Consider the following 22149-nt stretch of genomic DNA (forward strand, 5'->3'; position numbering starts at 1 on the left):
CATGTTGGGAAAACTCTCTCTTGAGTCGATCCCCCACGATCCGATTGTGCTGACGACGTTGATCGGCGCGATCCTTGGTGGCCTGGGCGTCGTCGCCCTGATCACCAAGTTCAAGCTGTGGGGCTATCTGTGGAAGGAGTGGTTCACCTCGGTGGATCACAAGAAGATCGGCGTGATGTACATCATCGTCGCCTTCGTCATGCTGCTGCGCGGTTTCTCCGACGCGATCATGATGCGTACCCAGCAGGCCATCGCCGTCGGCGGGTCCGAGGGTTACCTGCCGCCGCACCACTACGACCAGATCTTCACCGCCCACGGCGTGATCATGATCTTCTTCGTGGCGATGCCGCTGATCACCGGCCTGATGAACCTGGCCGTGCCGCTGCAGATCGGTGCGCGCGACGTCGCGTTCCCGTTCGTCAACTCGCTCAGCTTCTGGCTGTTCGTGTCCGGTGCGGTGCTGATCATGCTGTCGCTGTGGATCGGTGAATTCGCCGCCACCGGCTGGCTGGCCTTCCCGCCATTGTCGGGCATCGAGTACAGCAACAATGTAGGTATGGACTACTACATATGGGGACTACAGGTGGCGGGTCTGGGTACCACGTTGAGTGGTATCAACTTCTTCATCACCATCCTCAAGATGCGCACCCCGAGCATGAAGCTCATGCAGATGCCGGTCTTCACCTGGACCGCTCTGGTGACCAACGTGCTGATCGTCGCCGCCTTCCCGGTGCTGACCATCACCCTGGTGCTGCTGACCCTGGACCGTTACCTGGGTACGCACTTCTTCACCAATGACGGTGGCGGCAACGCCATGCTGTACATCAACCTGATCTGGATCTGGGGTCACCCGGAAGTCTATATCCTGGTGCTGCCGGCCTTCGGCGTGTTCTCCGAGGTCATCGCGACCTTCTCGCGCAAGGCCCTGTTCGGCTACAAGGGCATGGTCTACGCCACCGCCTGCATCGGCGTGCTGTCGTTCATCGTGTGGCTGCACCACTTCTTCACCATGGGCTCGGGTGCCAACGTCAATGCCTTCTTCGGCATCACGACGATGATCATCTCCATCCCCACCGGCGTGAAGATCTTCAACTGGCTGTTCACCATGTTCCGCGGTCGCGTGCAGTTCACCACGCCCGTGCTGTGGACCATCGGCTTCATGGTCACCTTCACCATCGGCGGCATGACCGGCGTGATGCTGGCGATCCCGGCCATCGACTTCGTGCTGCACAACAGCCTGTTCCTGATCGCCCACTTCCACAACGTCATCATCGGCGGCGTGGTGTTCGGCATGTTCGCCGGCATCACCTACTGGTGGCCGAAGATGTTCGGCTTCCGCCTCAACGAGTTCTGGGGCAAGTGCGCGTTCTGGTGCTGGTTCATCGGCTTCTATGTGACCTTCATGCCGATGTACGTGCTGGGCTTCATGGGCATGACCCGTCGTCTGCAGAGCACCGTCAACCCGGCCTACGAGCCGTTCCTGCTGGTTGCCGCTGTGGGCGCCTTCATCGTGGGTGCCGGCATCCTGTGCCAGATCATCCAGGTGGCCGTGTCGATCCGCGACCGCAAGAAGACTGCCGACCTCACCGGCGACCCGTGGGATGCCCGTACGCTGGAGTGGGAAACCTCTTCGCCGCCGGCTTTCTACAACTTCGGCACCTTGCCGGAAGTCACCGAGCTGGACGATTTCTGGGAGCGCAAGCAGCGTGGTGAAGCCTGGCCGAAGCCAGCCAAGTACACCGACATCCACATGCCGCGCAACACCGGCACCGGCGTTGTCATCGGCGCCTTCAGCATGGTGTTCGGCTTTGCGATGATCTGGCACATCTGGTGGCTGGCCATCATCGGCTTCGTCGGCATGATCGCCACGTTCATCTACCGCACCTTCGACCAGGACGTGGACTACTGGGTCCCGGCTGCCGAGGTGGAACGCATCGAGAACGAACACCGCAAGCACCTGGAAGCCCAGGGCCTGGTGAAGTCGGAGCTGAAGGCATGAGCACCAATACCTCGACCGTGAACCACGGGCACGCCGCACACGCGGCGGCCCATGGCCATGACGACCACGAGCACCACGACACCGGCGGCAACACCGTCTTCGGTTTCTGGGTGTACCTGATGAGCGACTGCCTCATCTTCGCCTCGCTGTTTGCCACCTACGTGGTGCTGGCCGGTGGCACCGATGGTGGCCCCGGCGCGAAGGACCTGTTCGAGCTGCCGTTCGTGGCGTGGGAAACCGCGCTGCTGCTGACCTCGTCGCTGACCTTCGGCCTGGGCATGATCGCCATGCACCGCAAGCAGGTTGGTCAGATGTTCCTGTGGCTGGGCATCACCTGGCTGCTGGGCTTCGGCTTCATGTGCATGGAAGTCTATGAGTTCCAGCACCTGATCCATCAGGGCTATGGTCCGGACCGCAGTGCCTTCCTGTCGGCGTTCTTCGCCCTGGTCGGTACCCACGGCCTGCACGTCAGCGCCGGCCTGCTGTGGCTGCTGGTGATGTTCGTGCAGCTGAAGAAGTACGGCCTGACCCCGACCAACAAGACCCGCATGGCGTGCCTGAGCCTGTTCTGGCACTTCCTGGACCTGATCTGGATCGGCGTGTTCTCCGTCGTCTACCTCAATGGAGCGCTGTAATGGCACATGACAACCATGCACACGACCACGCCGCCGGTGGCGAAAGCCACGGCACCGTGAAGTCGTACCTGATCGGCTTCGTGCTGGCGGTGGTGCTGACCGTCATCCCGTTCTACATGGTGATGTCGGGTGATTTCTCGCGCACCGTCAACGGTGTGGTGATCGCCATCACCGCGGTGCTGCAGATGCTGGTCCACCTGGTGTTCTTCCTGCACCTGGACCGCTCGTCGGAGAGCCGCTGGAACGTCAACGCTGCGGCCTTCACCGTGGTGGTGATCGGCATCATCGTGGTCGGTACCTTGTGGGTCATGCACAACATGAACGTGCACATGATGCACTGACGTCTTCGCGACGTTGCCACGCAGAAAGGCCGCCCCAGGGCGGCCTTTTTGTTTTTCCGTTGTCCGGTAGTGCCGGCCGCTGGCCGGCAGCCAGTAGATCCACGCCATGCGTGGATGCGGTTGCCTCTCAACCCACCTTGCGCAGGAACTCCTCGGCGTCCATCGGCCGTCCAAGGTGATAGCCCTGCAGCTGGTCGCAGCCCAGCTCACTCAGGTAATCCCGCTGCGCCTGGGTCTCCACGCCCTCGGCCACCACCTGCAGCTGCAGGGTGCGGCCCAGTGCGATGATCGAGGACACGATGGCCGCATCCTCGTCATTGCGTTCGAGGTCATGCACGAACGCCCGATCAATCTTCAGCTCGGTGGCCGGCATGCGCTTGAGGTACAGCAGGCTGGAATAACCGGTGCCGAAGTCGTCGATGGCGATGTGTACGCCCATCGCGGTCAGATCGTTGAGGATCGCCAGGCTGGCTTCGACATCCTTCATCGCCGTGGTTTCGGTGATCTCCAGGGTCAGCCGCGCGGGGTCGATGCGATGCCGTTCCAGCACCGACCGCACGCTGTCCAGCAGGGCCGGCGAGGCGAACTGCAGCGGCGACAGGTTCACCGCCATCGTCCATTCACTGTGTCCGCCGTCATGCCAGGCCCGCAGCTGCGCGCACGCCTGGTCCAGCACCCAGTCGCCGATCGGCAGGATCAGACCGCTGCGTTCGGCGATGGGAATGAACACGTCCGGTGCCAGCAGGCCCAGCTCCGGATGCTGCCAGCGCAGCAGCGCCTCGGCGCCGGTGGCGGCTGCATCGGCTGCCGGGAATTTCGGCTGGTAGTGCAGCAGCAGTTCATTGCGCGCGATCGCCTTGCGCAGGTCCTGCAGCAGGCGCAGCTGGCGGTTGGCACTGAGCTGCATCGAAGGAATGAAGAAGGTGTAGCCGTTCCGGCCGGTTTCCTTGGTGTGGTACATCGCCGCATCGGCATGTGCCATCAACTCGCGTTCGTCGCCGGCATCGTCCGGATACAGGGCAATGCCCAGGCTGGCGGTGACCTGCAGTTCCGCCGCATCCAGCACGAAAGGTTCGCTGGCCGCCGCGATCACCCGCTCGGCGACCACCGCCGCATCGTCAGGCGCATCGATGGCCAGCACGATCACGAACTCGTCGCCACCGAGGCGGGCGAGGGTGTCCTGCGGCCGCAGCTGCGCCCCGATGCGCTGGGCCACCGCGACCAGCAGACGATCACCCAGCTGGTGGCCATAGGCATCGTTGACGGCCTTGAAGCCGTCCAGGTCGCAGAACATCACCGCCACCGACTGCTGGCGGCGTTGCGCCTTCTCGATGGCCTGCTCGATCCGATCCTGCAGCAGCATGCGGTTCGGCAGCTGGGTCAGCGGATCGTGCAGTGCCGCCTGGATCAGCTTGTCATTGGCGTGTGCCAGGGAATCGGCCAGAAGACCGGTGCGCACGCGCATCTGGCGGTCGAACAACGAGGCAACCAGGGCGATGCCCAGCGTTGCCAGAGTCGTCACGATCACCAGCACTGCCAGCCAGCGGGGATCGATGCCGCCGCTGCCGACCGCGCCGCAGACGCTGCCTGCCGGGAAACGCGCGGCGGCCATGCCGGTGTAGTGCATGCCGACGATGGCCAGGCCCATCACCAGCGACGCCAGTACCCGCAGGCGCACCGTGTTGCGTTGCTCTACGCGCAGCCGGAAGGCAATCCACAGCGCTGCACCCGCGGCACCGATGGCCACCGCGATCGATGCGGCAAACCAGCCGGGGTGGTAATCGATGCCGGGCTCCATCCGCAGTGCGGCCATACCCAGGTAGTGCATGGCCGCGATACCCAGTCCCATCAGCACCGCACCTGCGGCCAACCGCTGCAGCGGCAGGCTGGGCCGCGACACCAGCCACAGCGCATAGGCCGACGCGCCGATTGATACGGCCAGCGAGTACAGGGTGATCGCCAGGTCGAAACCGACTGGAATCGGCAGCTTGAACGCCAGCATCGCGATGAAATGCATGGACCAGATGCCCAGGCCCATCGCCGCGGCACCGCCAGCCAGCCACCAGCGCGCGACCCGGCCCTCGGCCGTGGCCAGGCGGCCGGCCATGTCCAGCGCGGTATACGATGCCAGGATGGCCACCAGCAACGAGATGGCGACCAGGCTCTGACTGTAACTACCAGTCATGTTGAATCCAGAGGGGGAGGGAAGGGCGCCCGCAAGGCGCACGCCCGCCACCGCTATCGGCACCAACGGGTGGGACTTGAGTGGTCGCAGCAGCTGCGACCCGGCTCGGCTATCCTGCCACGCTCGTTGCCCCTGCAGGAAATCTCCGATGGCCAAAGCCCGCACCGCGTATGTCTGCAATGAATGCGGCGCCGAATACAGCAAGTGGCAAGGCCAGTGCACCGAGTGCAATGCCTGGAACGCGCTGTCGGAAATCGTCCTTGAGAGCGCGGCGGCGGCCAAGGCGCCCGCCTCGCGCCGTGCTGGCTGGGCAGGCAAGATCGACCCGCCGAAGATCACCGCATTGAAGGATGTCGCGCAGACCGAGCACAACCGGGTCAGCACCGGCATCGGTGAATTCGACCGCGTGCTCGGTGGCGGCCTGGTCGAAGGCGCGGTGGTGCTGGTCGGCGGCGACCCGGGCATCGGCAAATCCACCCTGCTGCTGCAGGCCGTGGCCAAGATGGCCGCGGTGCTGCCGGTGCTCTACGTCACCGGTGAAGAATCACTGGCCCAGGTCGCCGGTCGTGCGCACCGGCTGGAGCTGCCGCTGGAGGGCGTCAACGCGCTGGCCGAGACCGGTGTTGAATCCATCCTGCAGCACGCCACCAAGAGTGGGCCGCGGCTGATCGTGGCCGATTCGGTGCAGACGCTGTGGACCGAGACGCTGACCGCTGCGCCTGGTTCGGTCAGCCAGGTGCGCGAGAGCGCGGCACGGCTGGTGCGCTTCGCCAAGGAAACCGGAACCGCGGTGTTCCTGGTCGGCCATGTAACCAAGGAGGGCGGCATCGCCGGCCCGCGCGTGCTGGAACACATGGTCGATGCCGTTCTGTATTTCGAAGGCGAGAGCGGCAGCCGCTTCCGCCTGCTGCGCGCGTTCAAGAACCGCTTTGGTGCGGTCAACGAGCTGGGCGTGTTCGCGATGGGCGACAAGGGCCTGAAGGAAGTCTCCAACCCGTCGGCGATCTTCCTGTCCGGTGCCAGCACGCATCAGCCGGGCAGCTGCGTGATGGTCACCCGCGAGGGCACCCGGCCGCTGCTGGTGGAAGTGCAGGCGCTGGTCGACGCCTCGCCGCTGTCCAATCCGCGCCGCGTGGCGGTGGGCCTGGAACAGAACCGCCTGGCCATGCTGCTGGCGGTGCTGCATCGGCATGGCGGCGTAATGGTCGGCGACCAGGACGTGTTCGTGAACGTCGTCGGTGGCATCCGCGTGCAGGAGACCGCCGCCGACCTGCCGGTGCTGCTGGCGGTGCTGTCCTCGCTGCAGGACCGTCCGCTGGCCGAGAAGACCATCGCGTTCGGTGAAGTCGGCCTGTCCGGTGAGATCCGGCCGGTACCCAACGGCGAGGACCGCCTGCGCGAGGCGGCGACCCATGGCTTCAAGCGCGCCATCGTGCCCAAGGCCAATGCCCCCAAGGGTGGCTCGGTGAAGGGGATGGAGGTGATCGCGGTCGAACGCCTGTCCGAGGCCATCGACGCGGCGTGACCGGGGCCGGGTCCGTGCGCGGACCCGCAGATTCGGCCGACGGCACAGCAGCGCTCAGCCTGCCTGTGCTAGTTTTCCCGGCTCGACGAAGGCGCCCCCTGGCGCCTTTCCGTGGCAAGGAGTAATCGATTACATGCAGGACCCGATGTTCAGCACCCCCGCCGCCGAAATCCGCCGCGCCGGGGTCGATCTCAATGGACTGATGACGGTGCTGGGCAAGCACCTGTATTCCACTCCGATGGTGGCGCTGCGTGAGCTGGTGCAGAACGCGCACGACTCGATCATCCGTCGCCGTATCGAGCAGCCCGGCATCCAGAGTGTGTCGCGCATCGACGTGCAGGTCGATGTTGCCGCAGGCGTGCTGCGCATCACCGATACCGGTGCCGGCCTGACCCGGCAGGAAATCCACGATTACCTGGCCACGGTCGGTGTCGGTTACACCCGCGGCCTGCGCCAGGACGGCGAGGACAATGAAGGCCTGATCGGCATGTTCGGTCTGGGCTTCCTGTCGGCCTTCGTGCTGGCGCGCCGTGTCAGCGTGCGTACCACCTCCTACCAGTCACCCGAGCTGGGCCACCTGTACGTGTCCAGCAATGCCGAGCAGTACACCGTCAGCGAAGTGCCGGCGCGCGCGATCGGTACCGAGGTCGAGCTGGAGCTGCATCCGGACTTCCTGCCGCTGGCCAACGAAGCGCGCCTGCACGAGGTGCTGGGCCGCTACTGCGCTCTGCTGTCCGAGCCGATCTTCATCGGTGCGGCGACCGCCGCGATCAATCCCGAACCGCCGCCGTGGCGCGGGCAGGGTGACGTCGTGCTGCATCCGGTGCAGGCACGCCGCCAGGCGCAGCAGTTCGCTGCCCGCTTCGAACACGATTTCGAGCCCATCGTGACGATGCCGCTGCAGTCCGATGGCAGCAGTGATGCCGTCGGCATGCTCTGGGTGCAGGACGGTGCCACCTATGGCACCAGCGACAACCGCAACCTGTCGGTGTTCGTGCGCGGCATGCTGCTGGACGACGATGCGCGCGACCTGCTGCCGCCGTGGGCTGGCTTCATCGGCGGGGTGATCGAATCGTCGAAGCTGACCCCGACCGCCAGCCGCGAGGACCTGCAGCGCGATGACCACTATCGCGCCGTACAGCACGCCCTGCTGGAAGCGCTGATCGATGGCCTGGCCGACGTTGCGCGGCAGCAGCCCGAAGCCTGGCGACGCGTGCTCAGCCGCCACAACGAGGCCCTGCTGGGCGCGGCGCTGTGCGATGAGCGCCTGTTCGACCTGCTGCTGGAACACGTGCGCGTGCCGACCTCGCAGGGTGACCTGCCGGCCAGCGCATTGCCGGCGCGCGGCGCCGTGCATGTGATCCTCGACAACGGTGGCGGCTTCGAGGAAATGCTGTTCCGTGCGATGGGTGTGCCGGTCGCGCATGGCCATCGCTATGCCGTGGTGCCATTCCTGCGCCGTTGGGCCCAGGCCAAAGGCCTGCGGCTGGTCGAACTCGGTACCGAGCAGGGCAATCGCGCACTGTTCCGCACCGACGACAGCCTTGACGATACGCAGTTGGCCTGGCTTCGCGAACATCTGGGCGATGGCGAACAGCTGCTGCCGGCGCGGTTCAGCCCCGAGGCGCTGCCGGTGGTGGTGGTGCCCGACCGCGAAGCCGAACTGAAGCAGCGCCTGGAAGACGACGAGAACGACAAGCGCGTATCGATGGCTGCATTGCGGCTGGCGCGCCAGTTCACCGCGCGCATCGAGGCGCGTGCGCCGTCGCGGCTTTACCTCAACCTGGACAATCCAGCGGTGCAGGCATTGCTGCAGGCCCAGCGCGATGGCCACCCGCAGGCCGCGTCGGCCGCGCGCCTGCTGCGCTCGTTGAAGATCATCGTGTCCGCGCAGGGCCGGCCGTTGCAGCGGAGTGCGGCGACGCCGGGTCCCGATCTCAATGGTGCATTCACTGATATTGCCGGTGCCTTGCAGCAGCTGCTGCGCTGAGCACCGCCCCCTCTCATCCAGCCTTCGCTAGACAGGAGCATTACCCCCATGGATATCTGGAACTGGGTCGAAAAACTGCAGGAAGACCTGCGCCAGGCCGGGCAGGCACAGAACGCCCACCTGCTGACCCGCCTTGCCGATGAAGTCAGTGAACTGCAGGTCGACCGCGTCGATGCGTTGCTTCCCGAAGCGCGCGCGCTGGGCAAGGCGCTGGACAACCCCTGGGTCGACGTCTACGTCGGTCATTGGGCGCTGCGCAACCGCGTCGGCAACCGCGTGGAAGGTGAAAGTGCGCTGGGCGAGTCGGTAGCGCTGTTCGAGCGCGCACACCGTGCCGATACCCTGGACTGCCCGCAGTCGATCTGCGTCACCCAGGATCTTGCCGCGTGCTACGGCAACATCGATGGTCCGGGCTGGGTGCCCGAGCGCATCGAAGTCTGCGACGAGACGCTGGGCCGCATCGACCCGAGCTGGGCCTGCTTCCAGTGCCTGAGCTGCGAGAAGGCCGACGCGCTGCTGGATGACGGCCGCGGCCAGGATGCGCTGGATTACCTGCAGGTGCAGGCGGCGGCGATCCAGGCGCGCGGCAAGGAAGTGTTCGACAGCTTCCCGGAAATGCAGATCAAGATCCTGCTGGCCAGCGGCCGTGCGGCGGAGGCGCTGGCACTGATCGAGCAGCGCGAAGCCGAAGTAGCCGCCGCAGGCGAATACGAACCGGCCAACTGCACGGTGCCGCGCCGTCTGTCCAAGGCCTGGGCACTGGCTCAGCTGGGGCGTGATGAAGAGGCATTGCAACAGCTGGTGCCCTGGAGCGAGCTGACGCCGAACCACTGGCGGCTGTGGGCGAATACCGCTTCGACGCTGTGCAGTCGTGATGGCGAACGCAACACCTGGGATCTGGGCACGCGCTTCAACACCATCATCGAGCACTTCGCCACTGTTGGCGCGCATCGCCTGGTGATCGAAATCGCTGCGTTGAGCCTGGAACTGGCCCTGCAGCGCGGTGCACGCTGGGTGGCACAGCGCCAGCTGGGCCTGGCCCGCACCCATCTGGCGCAGCTGCGGCAGGACCGTGGCGCTGCCGCGCTGGTGGCTGGCTTGGCGGCACGGATCGAGGCGCTGCCGGTGACGGCACCGCTACCGGTGCCTGCTGATGAACTGCTGGCGTGGCTGCAAGCGCAGGGCGAACAGAACCAGTCACGCGATCCCGAGCGTGAAGCGCAGTGGCTGCTGCAGGCGCACGCCGAGCGGCCGGATGACGGCGCATTGGCCGAGGTCGCCGCGTCGGCGCTGCATGCCTGTGGCGCGAAGAGCGAAGCGCAGGCACTGCTGTGGGACTTCGTGCGCAGCCACGCGCAGGAAGATGGCGCAGCGGCTTACACGCTGATGCGTTGGCTGGCCGAGCAGGGCGATGATGACGGCCTGCGCAGGCTGGCCGCGACCTACCGCGACAGCGTGCCGGTGTTCGCGCACTGGTGCGAGGTGCAGCGCGCACGGCGCGCGTCCGACTGGCCGGCGCTGGAGCAGGCCGCGCAGGCGTTGCTGACGTTGTCGCCGGGCTCGAACGGTGCGCGCGGGACGCTTGCCCGGATGTACATGGAGACCGGCCGCTTCAGCGAGGCGCAGGCCTGCTATGCGCAGCTGGTCGAACTGCTGGAAGAACCCAACGCTGCGCACTGGGACCACATGAGTGCGGCCAGCGCGGCGCGCGACTGGGATGCAGTGCGCCGCTCGGCGGCAGCGATCGGCATGGAACTGTCCAGCCAGCAGGGCGTGGTCGAAGAGCCCTGGGGCTGGGTGATCATCCGCAGCGAAGAGGGCGGCGAGCCGATGGAGTATTACGCCCGCCGCAGCGGCCCGGTGACTGCGCGCATCGTCGAGAACGCACCGGCCAACCGCGCACAGCAGGTGGGTGACTGGGTGGTGTTCGACGCCGGCCTGGTGCACCCCGCACCAGAGGACGAAGCGGAGCGCGAGCACTTCATTCCGACCTATGCGCAGGTGCATGTGCTGGAGCGCGGTGGTTTCGCGCGCAGCTGGCTGATCGATGGCGCTCACCCGGGCGAGCAGGCGTGGAACGCTTTCGTGGAAGCCGCCGAGGCGCAGGGCTGGCAGGTGTGGTCGCACAGCCGTGCGGACTACACCGTGACCGATCCGGACGCGGAAGACGGCACGCTGCCGGGTCTGTTGTTCACTGTCGCCCAGCCGCAGGATCACGCGCCGTTGGCACTGCATCGCTTCCTGCAGCAGGCTACGGCGGACTGGGCGCACCCACACTGCTGGCTGCGCCTGGCCGAGGCCTGCGACCAGGATCGCCAGCCGCACCTGGACGCGATCGAGCGGTACGGGCTGTAATCCCTGCCGCGCTGCGCTCGCCGGGCATGGCCCGGCGCTACCCATACGTGTTGCCGGTAGTGCCGGCCGCTGGCCGGCAACCCCATGGGATCCTGCGTTGCCGGCCAGCGGCCGGCACTACCTCAAGGAGAAATACATGCGAAAGACAGGGATGTTGGTGATCGCCGGGCTACTGTTGGCCCCCACCGTGCAGGCCGCGCCTACCTGCCAGGAACCGGCCGACGTAGCACGTGCCTTCTTCGAAGCGACCACCGGCAAGGGCGACCTGCTGCAGCCGCCGCAGGCACTGGTCAGCGTGGCGTTTGCCAAGGCGCTGCACAGCGAGCGTGCCTGCCAGACGCGCGAAGAGGGCATCTGCACGATCGATTCCGATCCGTGGCTGGACGCGCAGGACGGGGATATCGACGGCCCCGTGCGCTACAGCTGGAAACAGGCGTCAGCCACGGCGGGCCAGGTCGAGATGCGCTATGCGGTATGGAACAAGGCCTACGTGACGCGGTTGCCGATGGTGCGCAAGGGCGAGGGCTGCTGGCAGGTCGATGACATCCTCACCAACAGCGGCCGCTCGGTGCGGAAGATCCTGGCCCAGCCGGTGCCCTGAGCATCTGGGGCATCCACGCATGGCGTGGATCTACTGTGCTCCGATTGCCGGCCGGCGGCCGGCACTACCAGGTGATGTTGGGGTGGGTGCCGACCGGCGGCCGGCACGCCTCTATCGCGAATGCCCGAACACCAGTTCGATCACGAACTGGCTGCCGAAGAACGCCAGCAGCAGCAACAGCATCGCCGTCAGCGTCCAGTGCACCGCCTTCGTGCCGCGCCAACCGTAGCGACGGCGGCCGATCAGCAGCACGCCGAACACGATCCACGACAGCACGCTCAGCACGGTCTTGTGCACCAGCTTCTGCGCCAGCAGGTCGTCGACGAACAGCACGCCGGTGACCAGGGTCAGGGTTAGCAGGGCGAAGCCGACGGTGATCACCCGGAACAGCAGCGATTCAAGGTCGGCCATCGGCGGCAGCGCACGCAGCCACGGACGGAATTCACGGCGGCGCAGCGCCCGTTCCTGCAGCCACAGCATGATCGCCAGCAGCGCTGCGATGCTCAACGTGGCGTAGGCCAGCAGCGCCAACCAGGCGTGGCTGGCCAGACGCCAGCCCAGCAGCTTGCTCGGTTCGTGGCCGTAGCCGTGGTAGACCACCAGCAGCAGCGCGGCCAGCGGGAACACCACCACGCCCAACGTGGACATGCGCCCGCGTGCGCCCACCAGCGAGGTCAGCCAGGCCATTCCCAGGCCCACCAGCGACAGCGCGGCGAAGAAGTGCATGTCCGGTCCGCCGGTCGTGCGCATCGCCACCAGCACGTGGTAGCCGCCATGCAGCAGCATCGCCGGCAGCGCAGGCCACAACCAAGCCGGCGAGGCCACCCCGTCGTCGCGACCAAGGGCGCGCACCAGCAGGGCGCTGGCGGCCAGGTAGAGCAGGACGGCGATGAGAACGATTGTCATCGTTGAAGTTTCGCATACCCCCGGGGTGCTGGCGACGGGCCTGGCGTCGCAGTCCGGGGAGCGCGGTGGACCCGTTATACTGTGGGCCTTATTGTCCCCCGCTTTCAGACAGGTTGCGCCGCATGTTCGAGTCCCTGACCCAGCGCCTTTCCGGCACCATCGAGCGCCTGCGCGGCCGTGGCCGCCTGACCGAAGAGAACATCCGCGAGGCGACCCGCGAGGTCCGCATCGCGTTGCTCGAAGCCGACGTCGCGCTGCCGGTGGTGCAGGCCCTGATCGAGCGCATCAAGGTGCGTGCGGTCGGCCAGGAAGTGCTGAAGTCGCTGACCCCGGGCCAGGCCCTGATCAAGGTCGTGCGCGACGAGCTGACCGCGGTGATGGGCGCCGAAGCCAGCGACCTGAACCTCAACGTTCCCGCTCCGGCCAGCATCCTGATGGCGGGCCTGCAGGGCGCCGGCAAGACCACCACGGTCGGCAAGCTGGCCAAGCACCTGAAGGAAAAGCGCAAGAAGAAGGTGATGGTGGTCTCGGCCGACGTCTACCGTCCGGCGGCGATCGAGCAGCTGAAGACGCTGGCCGAGCAGGTGGGCGTGCTGTTCTTCCCGTCCAGCGCTGACCAGAAGCCGGAGGCCATCGTCCGCGCCGCCATTGATGACGCGCGCAGGTCGTTCGTCGACGTGCTGCTGGTCGATACCGCCGGCCGCCTGGCCATCGACGAAGCGATGATGGCCGAGATCAAGGCCCTGCACGCTGCGGTCAACCCGGCTGAAACCCTGTTCGTGGTCGACGCCATGACCGGCCAGGACGCGGCCAATACCGCCAAGGCCTTCGGCGATGCGCTGCCGCTGACCGGCGTGGTGCTGACCAAGACCGATGGTGACGCCCGTGGCGGCGCCGCGCTGAGCGTGCGCTACATCACCGGCAAGCCGATCAAGTTCGTCGGTGTCAGCGAAAAGCCGGAAGGTCTGGATGTCTTCCACCCGGACCGTATCGCCAGCCGCATCCTCGACATGGGCGACGTGCTGTCGCTGGTCGAGCAGGTCGAGCAGCAGGTCGACAAGGACAAGGCGCAGAAGCTGGCCGAGAAGGTCGCCAAGGGCAAGAAGTTCGATCTGAACGACATGCGTGACCAGCTGGAGCAGATGCAGAACATGGGCGGCATCGGTGGCCTGATGGACAAGCTGCCGGGCCTGGGCCAGATTCCCGAGCACCTCAAGCAGCAGGTCAGCCAGGGCAAGGAAGTGCCGCGCATGATCGCCATCATCAGCTCGATGACCAAGAAGGAACGGCGCAACCCGAACCTGCTCAATGGCTCGCGTCGTGCCCGCATCGCGCGCGGCTCGGGCACCCAGCCGGCCGACGTCAACAAGCTCATGAAGCAGTACATGCAGATGGAAAAGATGATGAGCAAGATGGCCGGTGGCGGCATGAAGGGCATGATGCGCAGCATGAAGGGCATGATGGGCGCCATGGGCGGCCGTGGCATGCCGTTCCGCTGAGCGCGCGCTGTATCGAACGCTTGAACAACCCGCGGAATCAATCAAAGGAATGTGCATGAACAAGTCGATCGTGGTGATGGCGCTGGCCCTGGGCCTGGTTGCCTGCAAGGACGACACCTCCGTGTCGCAGAAGGCCGGTAGTGCCATCAGTGGCACCGCTGCCGATTTCGTCGCCGGGCTGGGCGAGGGCGTGGACAAGAAGATGAACGTGACGCTGCAGGCCGATCCGGGCCTGGCCGCGCAGGGCCTTACCGTCACCCTCGGCAAGAGCCGGGGCATGGGCTCCAAGGACGCGGCGGTCTACGTCGTGGCCGACAAGGCCTTCAAGGGCAAGCTGGTGGCGCGTGCGCTGGATGCCGAGGGCACCGAGATCGGCCGCGCCAGCGCCGAGGAGGAGTTCGCCGCGGACGATGCGCGCTATGTGACCTTCAAGTTCAACGAAGAAATGGACAGCCAGCTGGTCCGCACCTACGCGGTGTCTGCACGCTGAGCAACGCGGGAGCGGATCGCCCGATGCGACGCTCCCGTCCACAATGTCTGGCGTATGCTGGCAGCGACTCCTCCCACAGGTGCGTCGCGTGAGCCTTTCGCCGATTCTCGAACGCGCCGACGATTTCTGTCGGCGTTTTTCATTGCAGCTGCCGATCCTGTTGGCACCGATGGCCGGCGCCTGTCCGGTTCCGCTTTCGGCCACGCTGGCCAACGCCGGCAGCATGGGCGCGATGGGCGCCGTGTTGTCGCCCGCGGCTGATATCGGCCGATGGATGGAGGACTTCCGGGCCGCGTCCAGCGGGCCGGCGCAGGTGAACCTGTGGTTGCCCGATCCCGCGCCGGTGCGCGATGTGGCCGCCGAGGCCGCCACGCGTGCTTTCCTGGGGCAGTGGGGGCCGGAGGTTGCGGCCAGCGCAGCGGATGCCACGCCTGCCGATTTCGAGGAGCAGTTCAGTGCACTGCTTGCGGCACGGCCGGCGGTGGCCTCGACCATCATGGGCGTGCTGTCGCCGCGTCATGTGCAGCAGTTGAAGGATGCGGGCATCGCCTGGATTGCCTGCGCCACGACGCTGGCCGAAGCGCGTGCTGCACAGGATGCGGGTGCTGACGCGGTGGTCGCGCAGGGCGCCGAAGCCGGTGGCCATCGCGGCGCCTTCGATCCGATACGCGCCGAACAGCAGCTGGTCGGCCTGTTTGCGCTGCTGCCGCGGCTGGCGGACAACCTGAGTATTCCGGTGATCGCTGCGGGTGGAATCGGCGACGGTCGCGGCATTGCTGCTGCCTTGATGCTCGGGGCCAGCGCGGTGCAGATCGGCACGGCTTTCCTGCGCACACCCGAAGCGGCGTTGGCACCGGCATGGGCCGATGCGTTGGCCCGCAGCGAACCCGAAGACACCTGGCCGACCCGCGCTTTCAGTGGGCGCCTGGGCCGTGGCCTGGCGACCGCCTACGTGCGTGCAGCTGCCGCCGAGGGCGCACCCGCGCCGCGCCCGTATCCGGTGCAGCGTGGCCTGACCGGACCGATGCGCAAGCAGGCCACGCAGGAAAACCGGCTTGCCGCGATGCAGGCCTGGGCCGGGCAGTCGGCGTGGATGGCACCGGCAGCGCCAGCCGCCGACGTGCTGCGTGATATGTGGGAACAGGCGCAGGCGCTGCTGCGATGACGGTAACCTGCAACGGCGCCACGGCGCGGGTCGAAGACCTGTTGCCGGCGCTGACCAACTACGGCCACTTCACCTCGCTGCAGGTTCGTGGCCGCGCGGTGCAGGGGCTCGATCTGCATCTGCAGCGGCTGGCGCAGGCAACGCAGGCGTTGTTCGGCAGCCGGCTCGATATCGTGCAGGTGCAGGCGTGGATGGCACAGGCGCTGCAGCAGGCCCGCCAGGTCGACGCAGCGATGCGGGTCACCGTGTTTTCGCGGCGTTTCGATTTCCGCGATCCGCTGGCCAGCGTGCCGGTGGATGTACTGGTTGCCGTGTCCGCGCCGGTCGCGCTGACCGCACCGAAGCGCGTACGCAGCGTGACCTGGCAGCGCGAGCTACCGCAGATCAAGCATGTCGGCACGTTCGGCCTGTTCGCCCAGCGCCGTGCCGCGCTGGCAGCGGGGTTCGACGATGCATTGCTGGTGACCGCCGATGGGCAGATCAGCGAGGGCACGACCTGGAACCTGGCCGTACATGATGGCGAACAGCTGATCTGGCCGCAGGCGCCTGCGCTGCGGGGAACCGCTGAAGCGCTGCTGCAGGCGTGCTGGGTGGGCGAACAGCAGATCCGCCCGCTGCAATTGAATGAGCTGGCCGGCATACAGGCCGCCTTCGCCTGCAATGCCAGCGGGCTGTGGGCGCTGGATGCCATCGACGGTTACGTGCTGCCGGGTTCGCAGGCCCTGGCCGAACAGGGCAGGGCGGTGCTGGACCGGGTGCCTTGGCAGGCGCTTTCCTGAACGGGAAGTCGCTGGGGTCAGATCCCTTTTGCTCGGCAAAAGGGATCTGACCCCGGGCGTCTACCCCGGGGTTGGCTCGGCCGGACTCTGCCGCTATAATCGCCCGCTTACCGCGCCATCCTGGCGACTGGGCAATAGGAAAAAACCACCATGGTCAAGATTCGACTGACCCGCGGCGGCGCCAAGAAGCGTCCGTTCTACCACATCATCGTCACCGACGTCCGCAGCGCCCGCGACGGCCGCAACATCGAGCGCGTTGGTTTCTACAACCCGGTTGCACAGGGTGGCGAGAAGCGCATCGAGCTGGACCTGGCCCGCGTTGACCATTGGGTCAAGAACGGCGCCCAGCCGACCGAGAAAGTTCGCAACCTGATCAAGGAAGCGAGCAAGTCCCAGGCCGCTGCGGCCTGAGCCTGACGGGCCGCGCCCTGGTGCGGCCCATCTGATTGAACGCAGATGAAAGATAACGAGCGCCGCATCCTGCTTGGCAGGGTTGTCGGCGCTTTTGGTGTGCGCGGCGAAATTAAGCTCGAGTCCTGGACCGAGCCGCGTTCCGCTATTTTCCGTTACCAACCGTGGATCCTGCGCAGCCCCAACGGGCAGGAATCGACGCTTGAAGGCGCCCGTGGCCGGGATACCGGCAAGCACCTTGTAGCCCGTTTCCCGGGTATCGAGGATCGCGACACGGTCGAGGCAATGCACGGCACCGAGGTCTTCGTGGCCCGCAGTGCGCTGCCGCCGCCGAGTGCCGACGAGTATTACTGGGTCGACCTGGAAGGCCTGGATGTGAAGACCGTCGAAGGCGTTGCCCTCGGCCAGGTCTCGCACCTGTTCAGTACCGGCGCCAACGATGTGGTGGTCGTACGCGGTGATCGCGAGCGGATGATTCCGTTCGTCGTGCCGGAGTTCGTCAAATCCGTCGACTTCGAGGCCAATCTGGTCGTGGTCGACTGGGACCCCGAGTTCTGAGTGTGAGCATGCGTTTCGACGTCATCACCCTGTTCCCCGATTTCCTCGCCCAGTCCGCTGGGCTGGGCGTGGTCGGCCGTGCGCAGGAAAAGGGGTTGTTCAGCCTGCATGGCTGGAATCCCCGTGATTACGCCGAGGGCAACTACCGCCGGGTGGACGACCGTCCGTTCGGCGGTGGCCCGGGCATGGTGATGCTGATCGAACCGCTGCAGGCCTGCCTGCAGGCGATCCGCGAGGCCGATCCGACGCCTGCGCGGGTGATCCATCTCAGCCCGCAGGGCGCGCCGCTGACCCAGGCCAAGGTGCGGGAACTGGCGGCATTGCCGCGCATGGTCCTGCTCTGTGGCCGCTATGAGGGCATCGACGAACGTTTCCTGGCCGCCAATGTCGATGAGGAGATCTCCCTCGGCGACTACGTGTTGTCCGGTGGCGAGCTGGGGGCTGCGGTCATCATCGACGCGGTGGCCCGGCTGCAGGAAGGCGCCTTGAATGACGCCGAATCGGCCGCTCAGGACAGTTTCGAGGGCGACCTCGGCCTGCTCGACTGCCCACATTTCAGCCAGCCGGCCCAGCATCCGCTGGGTGACGTGCCGGACGTGCTGCGCTCGGGCAACCATGCCGCCATCGCCGCCTGGCGCCGGCAGCAGTCGTTGATCCGTACCGCGCAGCGGCGCCCGGACCTGCTGGATGAACAGGCGCTGGGCAAGGCCGACCGCAAGCTGCTGGCACAAGCCCGCCAGGCCCCTGCAGAAAAGGGCAGGCCCTAGCGCCAGCCCCGCTTTATCGGCTATGATGGTCAATTACCGCCAGCCTCGGCCGGCGCGCAGTACCCAAAACAAACGTGCAGCACAGTCCGGTGACTGCATGAGCCTACGCTGTCGAATGACACGCCCACCCGAACAATGAATCGGTGTAACCCATGAGCAAGCTGAACAAGTCCATCGTCGCGGAATTCGAATCCGCCCAGATCACCCGTGAACTGCCGCAGTTCAGCCAGGGCGACACCGTTATCGTCAACGTGAAGGTGAAGGAAGGTACCCGCGAGCGCGTGCAGGCCTATGAAGGCGTTGTCATCGCGACCAAGAACGGCGGCCTGAACTCCTCGTTCACCGTGCGCAAGATCTCGCACGGTTACGGCGTCGAGCGCGTGTTCCAGACCCACAGCGCCATCATCGACTCGGTCGAAGTGAAGCGTCGTGGTAAGGTCCGCGCCGGCAAGCTGTACTACCTGCGTGGCCTGGAAGGCAAGGCTGCCCGCATCAAGGAAGATCTGGCTGCTGCTGCTGCCGCCAAGGCTGCCCGTCTGGCAACCAAGGGCTGATAAACAACTTCGGTTGTTGCCGCGACGGCCGCCTTCGGGCGGCCGTTTGCGTTTGCGGGATCGTCTCGTTAGTTTCAGTGGATGGATGAAACCGACCATCGATATCCGGCAGACATCCAGGTGGCATTGCGCTTCCTGGACGGTTCCGGCGTACCGCGGCGGGAAGCGGCCCCCTTGCTGCACCGCATGCTGTGGCGGCTGGGTATCGCGCTGCCACCGCCGATACTGGCTGGTTTCCTGACCAATGCATTGCTGCAGGGCCTGCTGTTCGGCGTGTTCTGGACGGTGCTGATGTGGCTGCTGTTGTGGCAGGGCAGGGCCCCGGCGCTGGAGCTGCTGTTGCTTGCCGGGGTGGCAGCCGGCGCGATGTTCGGCCTGGTGATGGCCACCCTGATGTGGTTCCTGCGCGGCGCCCGCAAGTTGCCCACCTGGCAGCAGTTCCGCCGCAGCCTCTGAGGCCATGGCGCAGTGCGCCGTGACCGCTGCCGGGCGGCGGCGTAGGCTCGGGCCTTCGACCCCCCCATGGCCCCTGCGATGCCCGCCAAGCGATCTGCCAACAGTGCTGCGCCCAAGCTGCTGTCCGGTGGTAACCCGCAGATCGCCAAGGGCGAGGGTGATGTGCCCGTGCAGGCCTATATCGCCGCCATGCCGGATTGGAAGCGGGCCGTTGGTGCACGTCTGGACGCACTGATCGAACAGGCCGTGCCCGGCGTGCACAAGGCGGTGAAATGGAACTCGCCGATGTACGGCGTTGCTGCCGGCGAGGGCTGGTTCCTCAGCTTTCATTGCTTCGCCCGCTACATCAAGGTCGCGTTCTTCCGCGGTGCGCTGTTGCAGCCTGTTCCGCCGGAACCGTCCAAGAGCGCCGACACGCGCTACCTGCACATCCTTGAAAATGAGGCGTTGGACGAGGCGCGGTTCCTTGACTGGGTGCAGCAGGCCAGCGCTCTGCCCGGCGAACGCATGTAGTTCCCCCAAGCACAACGTAGAAAAGAAGAAGCGGTAGTGCCGGCCGCTGGCCGGCAACTCCATGGACTTCGCAGGCTCGCGCGGTTGCCGGCCAGCGGCCGGCACTACCGGACAGGTTCAACGCGGTGGGGTGGTTTCCAGCGCCGCATCCGGATCAGCCACCGGCGAGGGCGGGCAGGCCGGAATCTCCGATGGCGTGGCGAGTTCTTCCGCGTGCACCGGCTTGCTGATCATCCGCGCCTTGCGCCAGCCACCCCAGCGGTAATACGCCAGCGACAGCAGCATCGATACCAGCGAACCGGCCGGGAAGCTCCACCAGATCGCGTCCGCCCCCCAGTACGGCTGCAGGAATTCGGCGAACGGCACGCGCACGCCCCACAGCGACGCTGCCAGGATCAGCAGCGGTGGCAGCACCGCGCCAGTGGAGCGCACCACGCCGGAGATCACGAAGCTGACGCCGAAGAACAGGAACGAACCGATCACGATGTGGTTCAGATGCCGTGCGATCTGCAGCGACTCGCTGCCCTGCGGCAGGAACAATGCCAACGAGTACTGGTCCAGCAGTACCAGCGGCAGGATCAACGCGCCGGTCAGCAGGAAGTTGAACAGGATGCCCTGGCGTGCGGTACCACGCACGCGATCCCAGCGCTGCGCACCGACATTCTGCGCGGCCATCGACGAACACGCCGCGCCGATCGCCATCGCCGGCATCTGCACGTAGTTCCACAGTTGCAGCGACGCACCGTAGGCCGCGCCGGTGTCGGTGCCGTACTGGTTGACCATCGTCATCAGCATGATCACCGACAGCGAGATCAGCACCATCTGCAGGCCCATCGGCACGCCCTTGACCACCAGCGAACGCAGGATGGTCATGTCCAGCTTGAACAGGTGCATATCGGCGCGGCCCAGCCACAGCGTGTGCCGTTTGTGCCGCATGTACAGCAGCAGGCCGGCCAGCGACAGCGTCTGCGACACCAGCGTGGCCCAGGCCGAGCCGGCGATGCCCAGTTCCGGGAACGGCCCCATGCCGAAGATCAGCACCGGGTTCAGGGCGATGTCCAGCACCACCGAGACCAGCAGGAAGCGGAACGGTGTGCGCGAGTCGCCGGCACCACGCAGCGCCGCGCTGAGGAAGGCGAAGGCGTACAGCGTCGGCATCGCCAGGAAGATGATGCGCAGGTAGGCCTCGGCCAAGGGCAGCGAGGCGGCAGGCGTGCCCATCGCCGCCAGCAGCGGGTGGGCCAGGAACCAGCCGGCGATGGCGATGATCACCGACAGGCCGATGAAGAACGTGGCGCTGGTGCCGACCACGCGCCGTGCCTGGGCGATGTCGCGTGCACCGATGGCCTGGCCGATCAGGATGGTCGAGGCCATGCCGAAGCCGAACACCGAACCGATCAGGAAGAACATGATGTTGTTGGCGTTTGCGGTTGCGGTCAGTGCCGCTTCGCCGAGGAAGCGCCCCACCCATACCGCATTCACCGAGCCGTTCAGCGACTGCGCGATGTTGCCTGCCAGGATCGGCAGAGCGAACAGCAGCAGGTTGCGCCCGATCGGGCCAGAGGTCAGGTCAAGCGGCGCTTTGGCCATGGAGTGGTGATCGATTCCCGGGAGGCGCACACTAGCATCAAGCCGGTTTGCAGGATGTGGCAATGCATCAACGACAGCAGGCGATGCGGATGATCGCGGTGCCCTTGATCGCAGCGGCACTGGCCGCATGTTCGTCAGGTGACCGGCTGGGCGATACCCAGGTGCGGCCGACCGACCGCCCCGAGTGCCTGGTCGGCAGCCAGCGCCAGGATCTGGCGGCCGGAACGCCGGCATTGATCGGGGGCACTGGTTGCCGTACCGACCCCGACAATCCGCGCCCCCTGAACAAGCGAACGGAGTAGTCCCTACCGATGTCCGAGCTTTCCCCGTTGGCGCCCAGCGTCCGTCTGGACATCTGGCTGTGGGCGGCCCGCTTCTTCAAGACCCGCAGCCTGGCCAAACAGGCGATCGAGACCGGCAAGGTATCCGTGGCCGGGCAGCGCCCGAAATCTTCGCGCGCGGTGCGTGTGGGGGAGCAGCTGCTGGTCGATCGCGGTGAAGAACATTTCGAGATCCAGGTGCTGGGCCTGAGCGACCAGCGCGGTCCGGCGCCGATGGCGCAGCAGTTGTATGCCGAGAGCGAGGCCTCCAAAGCGCGTCGTGCCGAACTGCGTGCGCTGCGCATTGCCGCGCGTGATGGCTACCAGGCACCGGAGCACAAGCCGGACAAGCGCGCACGCCGGTTGATCCGCGCCCTGGGTGATCTCGACGCGCTTTGACGCAATCTGCGAATGCCAACCAAGGTTGGCAGCTACCGGGTCATGCGCGGCTCTGGTAGCCGCCCACCTTGGTGGGCGCTGTGGCACCTGCGCTCAGCCACCGTTCGGCTT

At 66.2% G+C, this 22149-nt stretch carries 22 protein-coding genes; 19 read left to right on the forward strand and 3 right to left on the reverse strand.

What is annotated here, in order from left to right; translation table 11 throughout:
- Window position 1: 1 nt before the first annotated feature.
- Genes cyoB through cyoD form a run of 3 tightly spaced genes read left to right on the forward strand, consistent with a single transcriptional unit; the run spans window position 2 to window position 2975 of the window.
- Window positions 2–1999, forward strand: coding sequence for a cytochrome o ubiquinol oxidase subunit I (gene cyoB, locus ACQ5SA_RS07890; RefSeq protein ID WP_230110514.1), 1998 nt, complete (start codon window positions 2–4; stop codon window positions 1997–1999).
- Entirely contained in the window at window positions 1996–2634 is a 639-nt protein-coding gene (gene cyoC, locus ACQ5SA_RS07895) for a cytochrome o ubiquinol oxidase subunit III (RefSeq protein WP_099821051.1), read from the forward strand. The genes cyoB and cyoC overlap by 4 nt, the downstream gene beginning before the upstream one ends.
- Window positions 2634–2975: a cytochrome o ubiquinol oxidase subunit IV gene (gene cyoD, locus ACQ5SA_RS07900; RefSeq protein WP_025873831.1), complete on the forward strand. Its 342-nt coding sequence runs from the start codon at window positions 2634–2636 to the stop codon at window positions 2973–2975. The genes cyoC and cyoD overlap by 1 nt, the downstream gene beginning before the upstream one ends.
- Window positions 2976–3102: 127 nt before the next feature.
- On the opposite strand, the gene ACQ5SA_RS07905 is transcribed toward cyoD, so the two are convergent.
- Window positions 3103–5160 (reverse strand): putative bifunctional diguanylate cyclase/phosphodiesterase, encoded by a 2058-nt coding sequence (locus tag ACQ5SA_RS07905; RefSeq protein ID WP_499313864.1) that lies wholly within the window; start codon window positions 5158–5160, stop codon window positions 3103–3105.
- Between the two features lie 148 nt (window positions 5161–5308).
- Here ACQ5SA_RS07905 and radA point away from each other — a divergent pair, with 148 nt between their 5' ends.
- The 4 genes from radA to ACQ5SA_RS07925 all read left to right on the forward strand — a co-directional run bounded on the left by radA (window position 5309) and on the right by ACQ5SA_RS07925 (window position 11631).
- Window positions 5309–6685: a DNA repair protein RadA gene (gene radA / locus ACQ5SA_RS07910; RefSeq protein ID WP_089239626.1), complete on the forward strand. Its 1377-nt coding sequence runs from the start codon at window positions 5309–5311 to the stop codon at window positions 6683–6685.
- 133 nt (window positions 6686–6818) lie between these two features.
- Window positions 6819–8675 carry an ATP-binding protein gene (locus ACQ5SA_RS07915; protein ID WP_499313866.1) on the forward strand — a complete coding sequence of 619 codons (1857 nt, stop codon included), beginning with the start codon at window positions 6819–6821 and terminating at the stop codon, window positions 8673–8675.
- 48 nt (window positions 8676–8723) lie between these two features.
- Window positions 8724–11030, forward strand: coding sequence for a tetratricopeptide repeat protein (locus tag ACQ5SA_RS07920; protein WP_499313868.1), 2307 nt, complete (start codon window positions 8724–8726; stop codon window positions 11028–11030).
- Between the two features lie 136 nt (window positions 11031–11166).
- Window positions 11167–11631 (forward strand): YqhG/Tai3 family protein, encoded by a 465-nt coding sequence (locus tag ACQ5SA_RS07925; protein WP_499313870.1) that lies wholly within the window; start codon window positions 11167–11169, stop codon window positions 11629–11631.
- 111 nt (window positions 11632–11742) lie between these two features.
- Here the strand turns inward: ACQ5SA_RS07925 and ACQ5SA_RS07930 are convergent, their stop codons facing one another.
- Entirely contained in the window at window positions 11743–12537 is a 795-nt protein-coding gene (locus ACQ5SA_RS07930; RefSeq protein ID WP_499313871.1) for a cytochrome C assembly family protein, read from the reverse strand.
- Window positions 12538–12659: 122 nt separating this feature from the next.
- On the opposite strand from ACQ5SA_RS07930, the gene ffh reads away from it, so the two are divergent.
- The 10 genes from ffh (at window position 12660) to ACQ5SA_RS07980 (ending at window position 19729) form a co-directional block, all read left to right on the forward strand.
- Window positions 12660–14036, forward strand: coding sequence for a signal recognition particle protein (gene ffh, locus ACQ5SA_RS07935; RefSeq protein WP_499313873.1), 1377 nt, complete (start codon window positions 12660–12662; stop codon window positions 14034–14036).
- A 55-nt stretch (window positions 14037–14091) separates the two neighbouring features.
- Window positions 14092–14526, forward strand: a complete 435-nt coding sequence (locus ACQ5SA_RS07940; RefSeq protein WP_089239638.1) for a hypothetical protein — start codon at window positions 14092–14094, stop codon at window positions 14524–14526.
- An 88-nt stretch (window positions 14527–14614) separates the two neighbouring features.
- Window positions 14615–15691 carry an NAD(P)H-dependent flavin oxidoreductase gene (locus ACQ5SA_RS07945; protein ID WP_499313874.1) on the forward strand — a complete coding sequence of 359 codons (1077 nt, stop codon included), beginning with the start codon at window positions 14615–14617 and terminating at the stop codon, window positions 15689–15691.
- Window positions 15688–16470: an aminotransferase class IV family protein gene (locus ACQ5SA_RS07950; protein WP_499313875.1), complete on the forward strand. Its 783-nt coding sequence runs from the start codon at window positions 15688–15690 to the stop codon at window positions 16468–16470. Before ACQ5SA_RS07945 ends, ACQ5SA_RS07950 begins: the two co-directional genes overlap by 4 nt.
- A 150-nt stretch (window positions 16471–16620) precedes the next feature.
- Window positions 16621–16881 (forward strand): 30S ribosomal protein S16, encoded by a 261-nt coding sequence (rpsP, locus tag ACQ5SA_RS07955; protein ID WP_025873821.1) that lies wholly within the window; start codon window positions 16621–16623, stop codon window positions 16879–16881.
- A 45-nt stretch (window positions 16882–16926) separates the two neighbouring features.
- Window positions 16927–17439 carry a ribosome maturation factor RimM gene (gene rimM / locus ACQ5SA_RS07960; RefSeq protein WP_089239644.1) on the forward strand — a complete coding sequence of 171 codons (513 nt, stop codon included), beginning with the start codon at window positions 16927–16929 and terminating at the stop codon, window positions 17437–17439.
- A gap of 8 nt (window positions 17440–17447) precedes the next feature.
- Window positions 17448–18206 (forward strand): tRNA (guanosine(37)-N1)-methyltransferase TrmD, encoded by a 759-nt coding sequence (gene trmD, locus ACQ5SA_RS07965; RefSeq protein WP_312786070.1) that lies wholly within the window; start codon window positions 17448–17450, stop codon window positions 18204–18206.
- A gap of 152 nt (window positions 18207–18358) precedes the next feature.
- A complete protein-coding gene (gene rplS, locus ACQ5SA_RS07970; protein ID WP_108265390.1) occupies window positions 18359–18760 on the forward strand; it encodes a 50S ribosomal protein L19 in 402 nt (133 codons plus the stop codon).
- 81 nt (window positions 18761–18841) lie between these two features.
- Window positions 18842–19216 carry a DUF6404 family protein gene (locus ACQ5SA_RS07975; RefSeq protein ID WP_230110532.1) on the forward strand — a complete coding sequence of 125 codons (375 nt, stop codon included), beginning with the start codon at window positions 18842–18844 and terminating at the stop codon, window positions 19214–19216.
- A 78-nt stretch (window positions 19217–19294) separates the two neighbouring features.
- A complete protein-coding gene (locus ACQ5SA_RS07980; RefSeq protein ID WP_499313879.1) occupies window positions 19295–19729 on the forward strand; it encodes a DUF1801 domain-containing protein in 435 nt (144 codons plus the stop codon).
- Window positions 19730–19846: 117 nt separating this feature from the next.
- On the opposite strand, the gene ACQ5SA_RS07985 is transcribed toward ACQ5SA_RS07980, so the two are convergent.
- Window positions 19847–21319: an MATE family efflux transporter gene (locus tag ACQ5SA_RS07985; protein WP_499313881.1), complete on the reverse strand. Its 1473-nt coding sequence runs from the start codon at window positions 21317–21319 to the stop codon at window positions 19847–19849.
- A 62-nt stretch (window positions 21320–21381) separates the two neighbouring features.
- Between ACQ5SA_RS07985 and ACQ5SA_RS07990 the strand changes: the two genes are divergently transcribed.
- Together ACQ5SA_RS07990 and ACQ5SA_RS07995 are read left to right on the forward strand one after the other, a co-directional pair.
- Window positions 21382–21621 (forward strand): hypothetical protein, encoded by a 240-nt coding sequence (locus ACQ5SA_RS07990; RefSeq protein WP_230110536.1) that lies wholly within the window; start codon window positions 21382–21384, stop codon window positions 21619–21621.
- A 9-nt stretch (window positions 21622–21630) separates the two neighbouring features.
- On the forward strand, window positions 21631–22038 hold the full coding sequence (locus ACQ5SA_RS07995) for an RNA-binding S4 domain-containing protein (RefSeq protein ID WP_353102010.1): 408 nt from the start codon (window positions 21631–21633) through the stop codon (window positions 22036–22038).
- Window positions 22039–22149 lie beyond the last annotated feature (111 nt).

Source organism: Stenotrophomonas indicatrix (genome assembly GCF_050573115.1).
Classification (GTDB): Bacteria; Pseudomonadota; Gammaproteobacteria; order Xanthomonadales; family Xanthomonadaceae; genus Stenotrophomonas; species Stenotrophomonas lactitubi_A.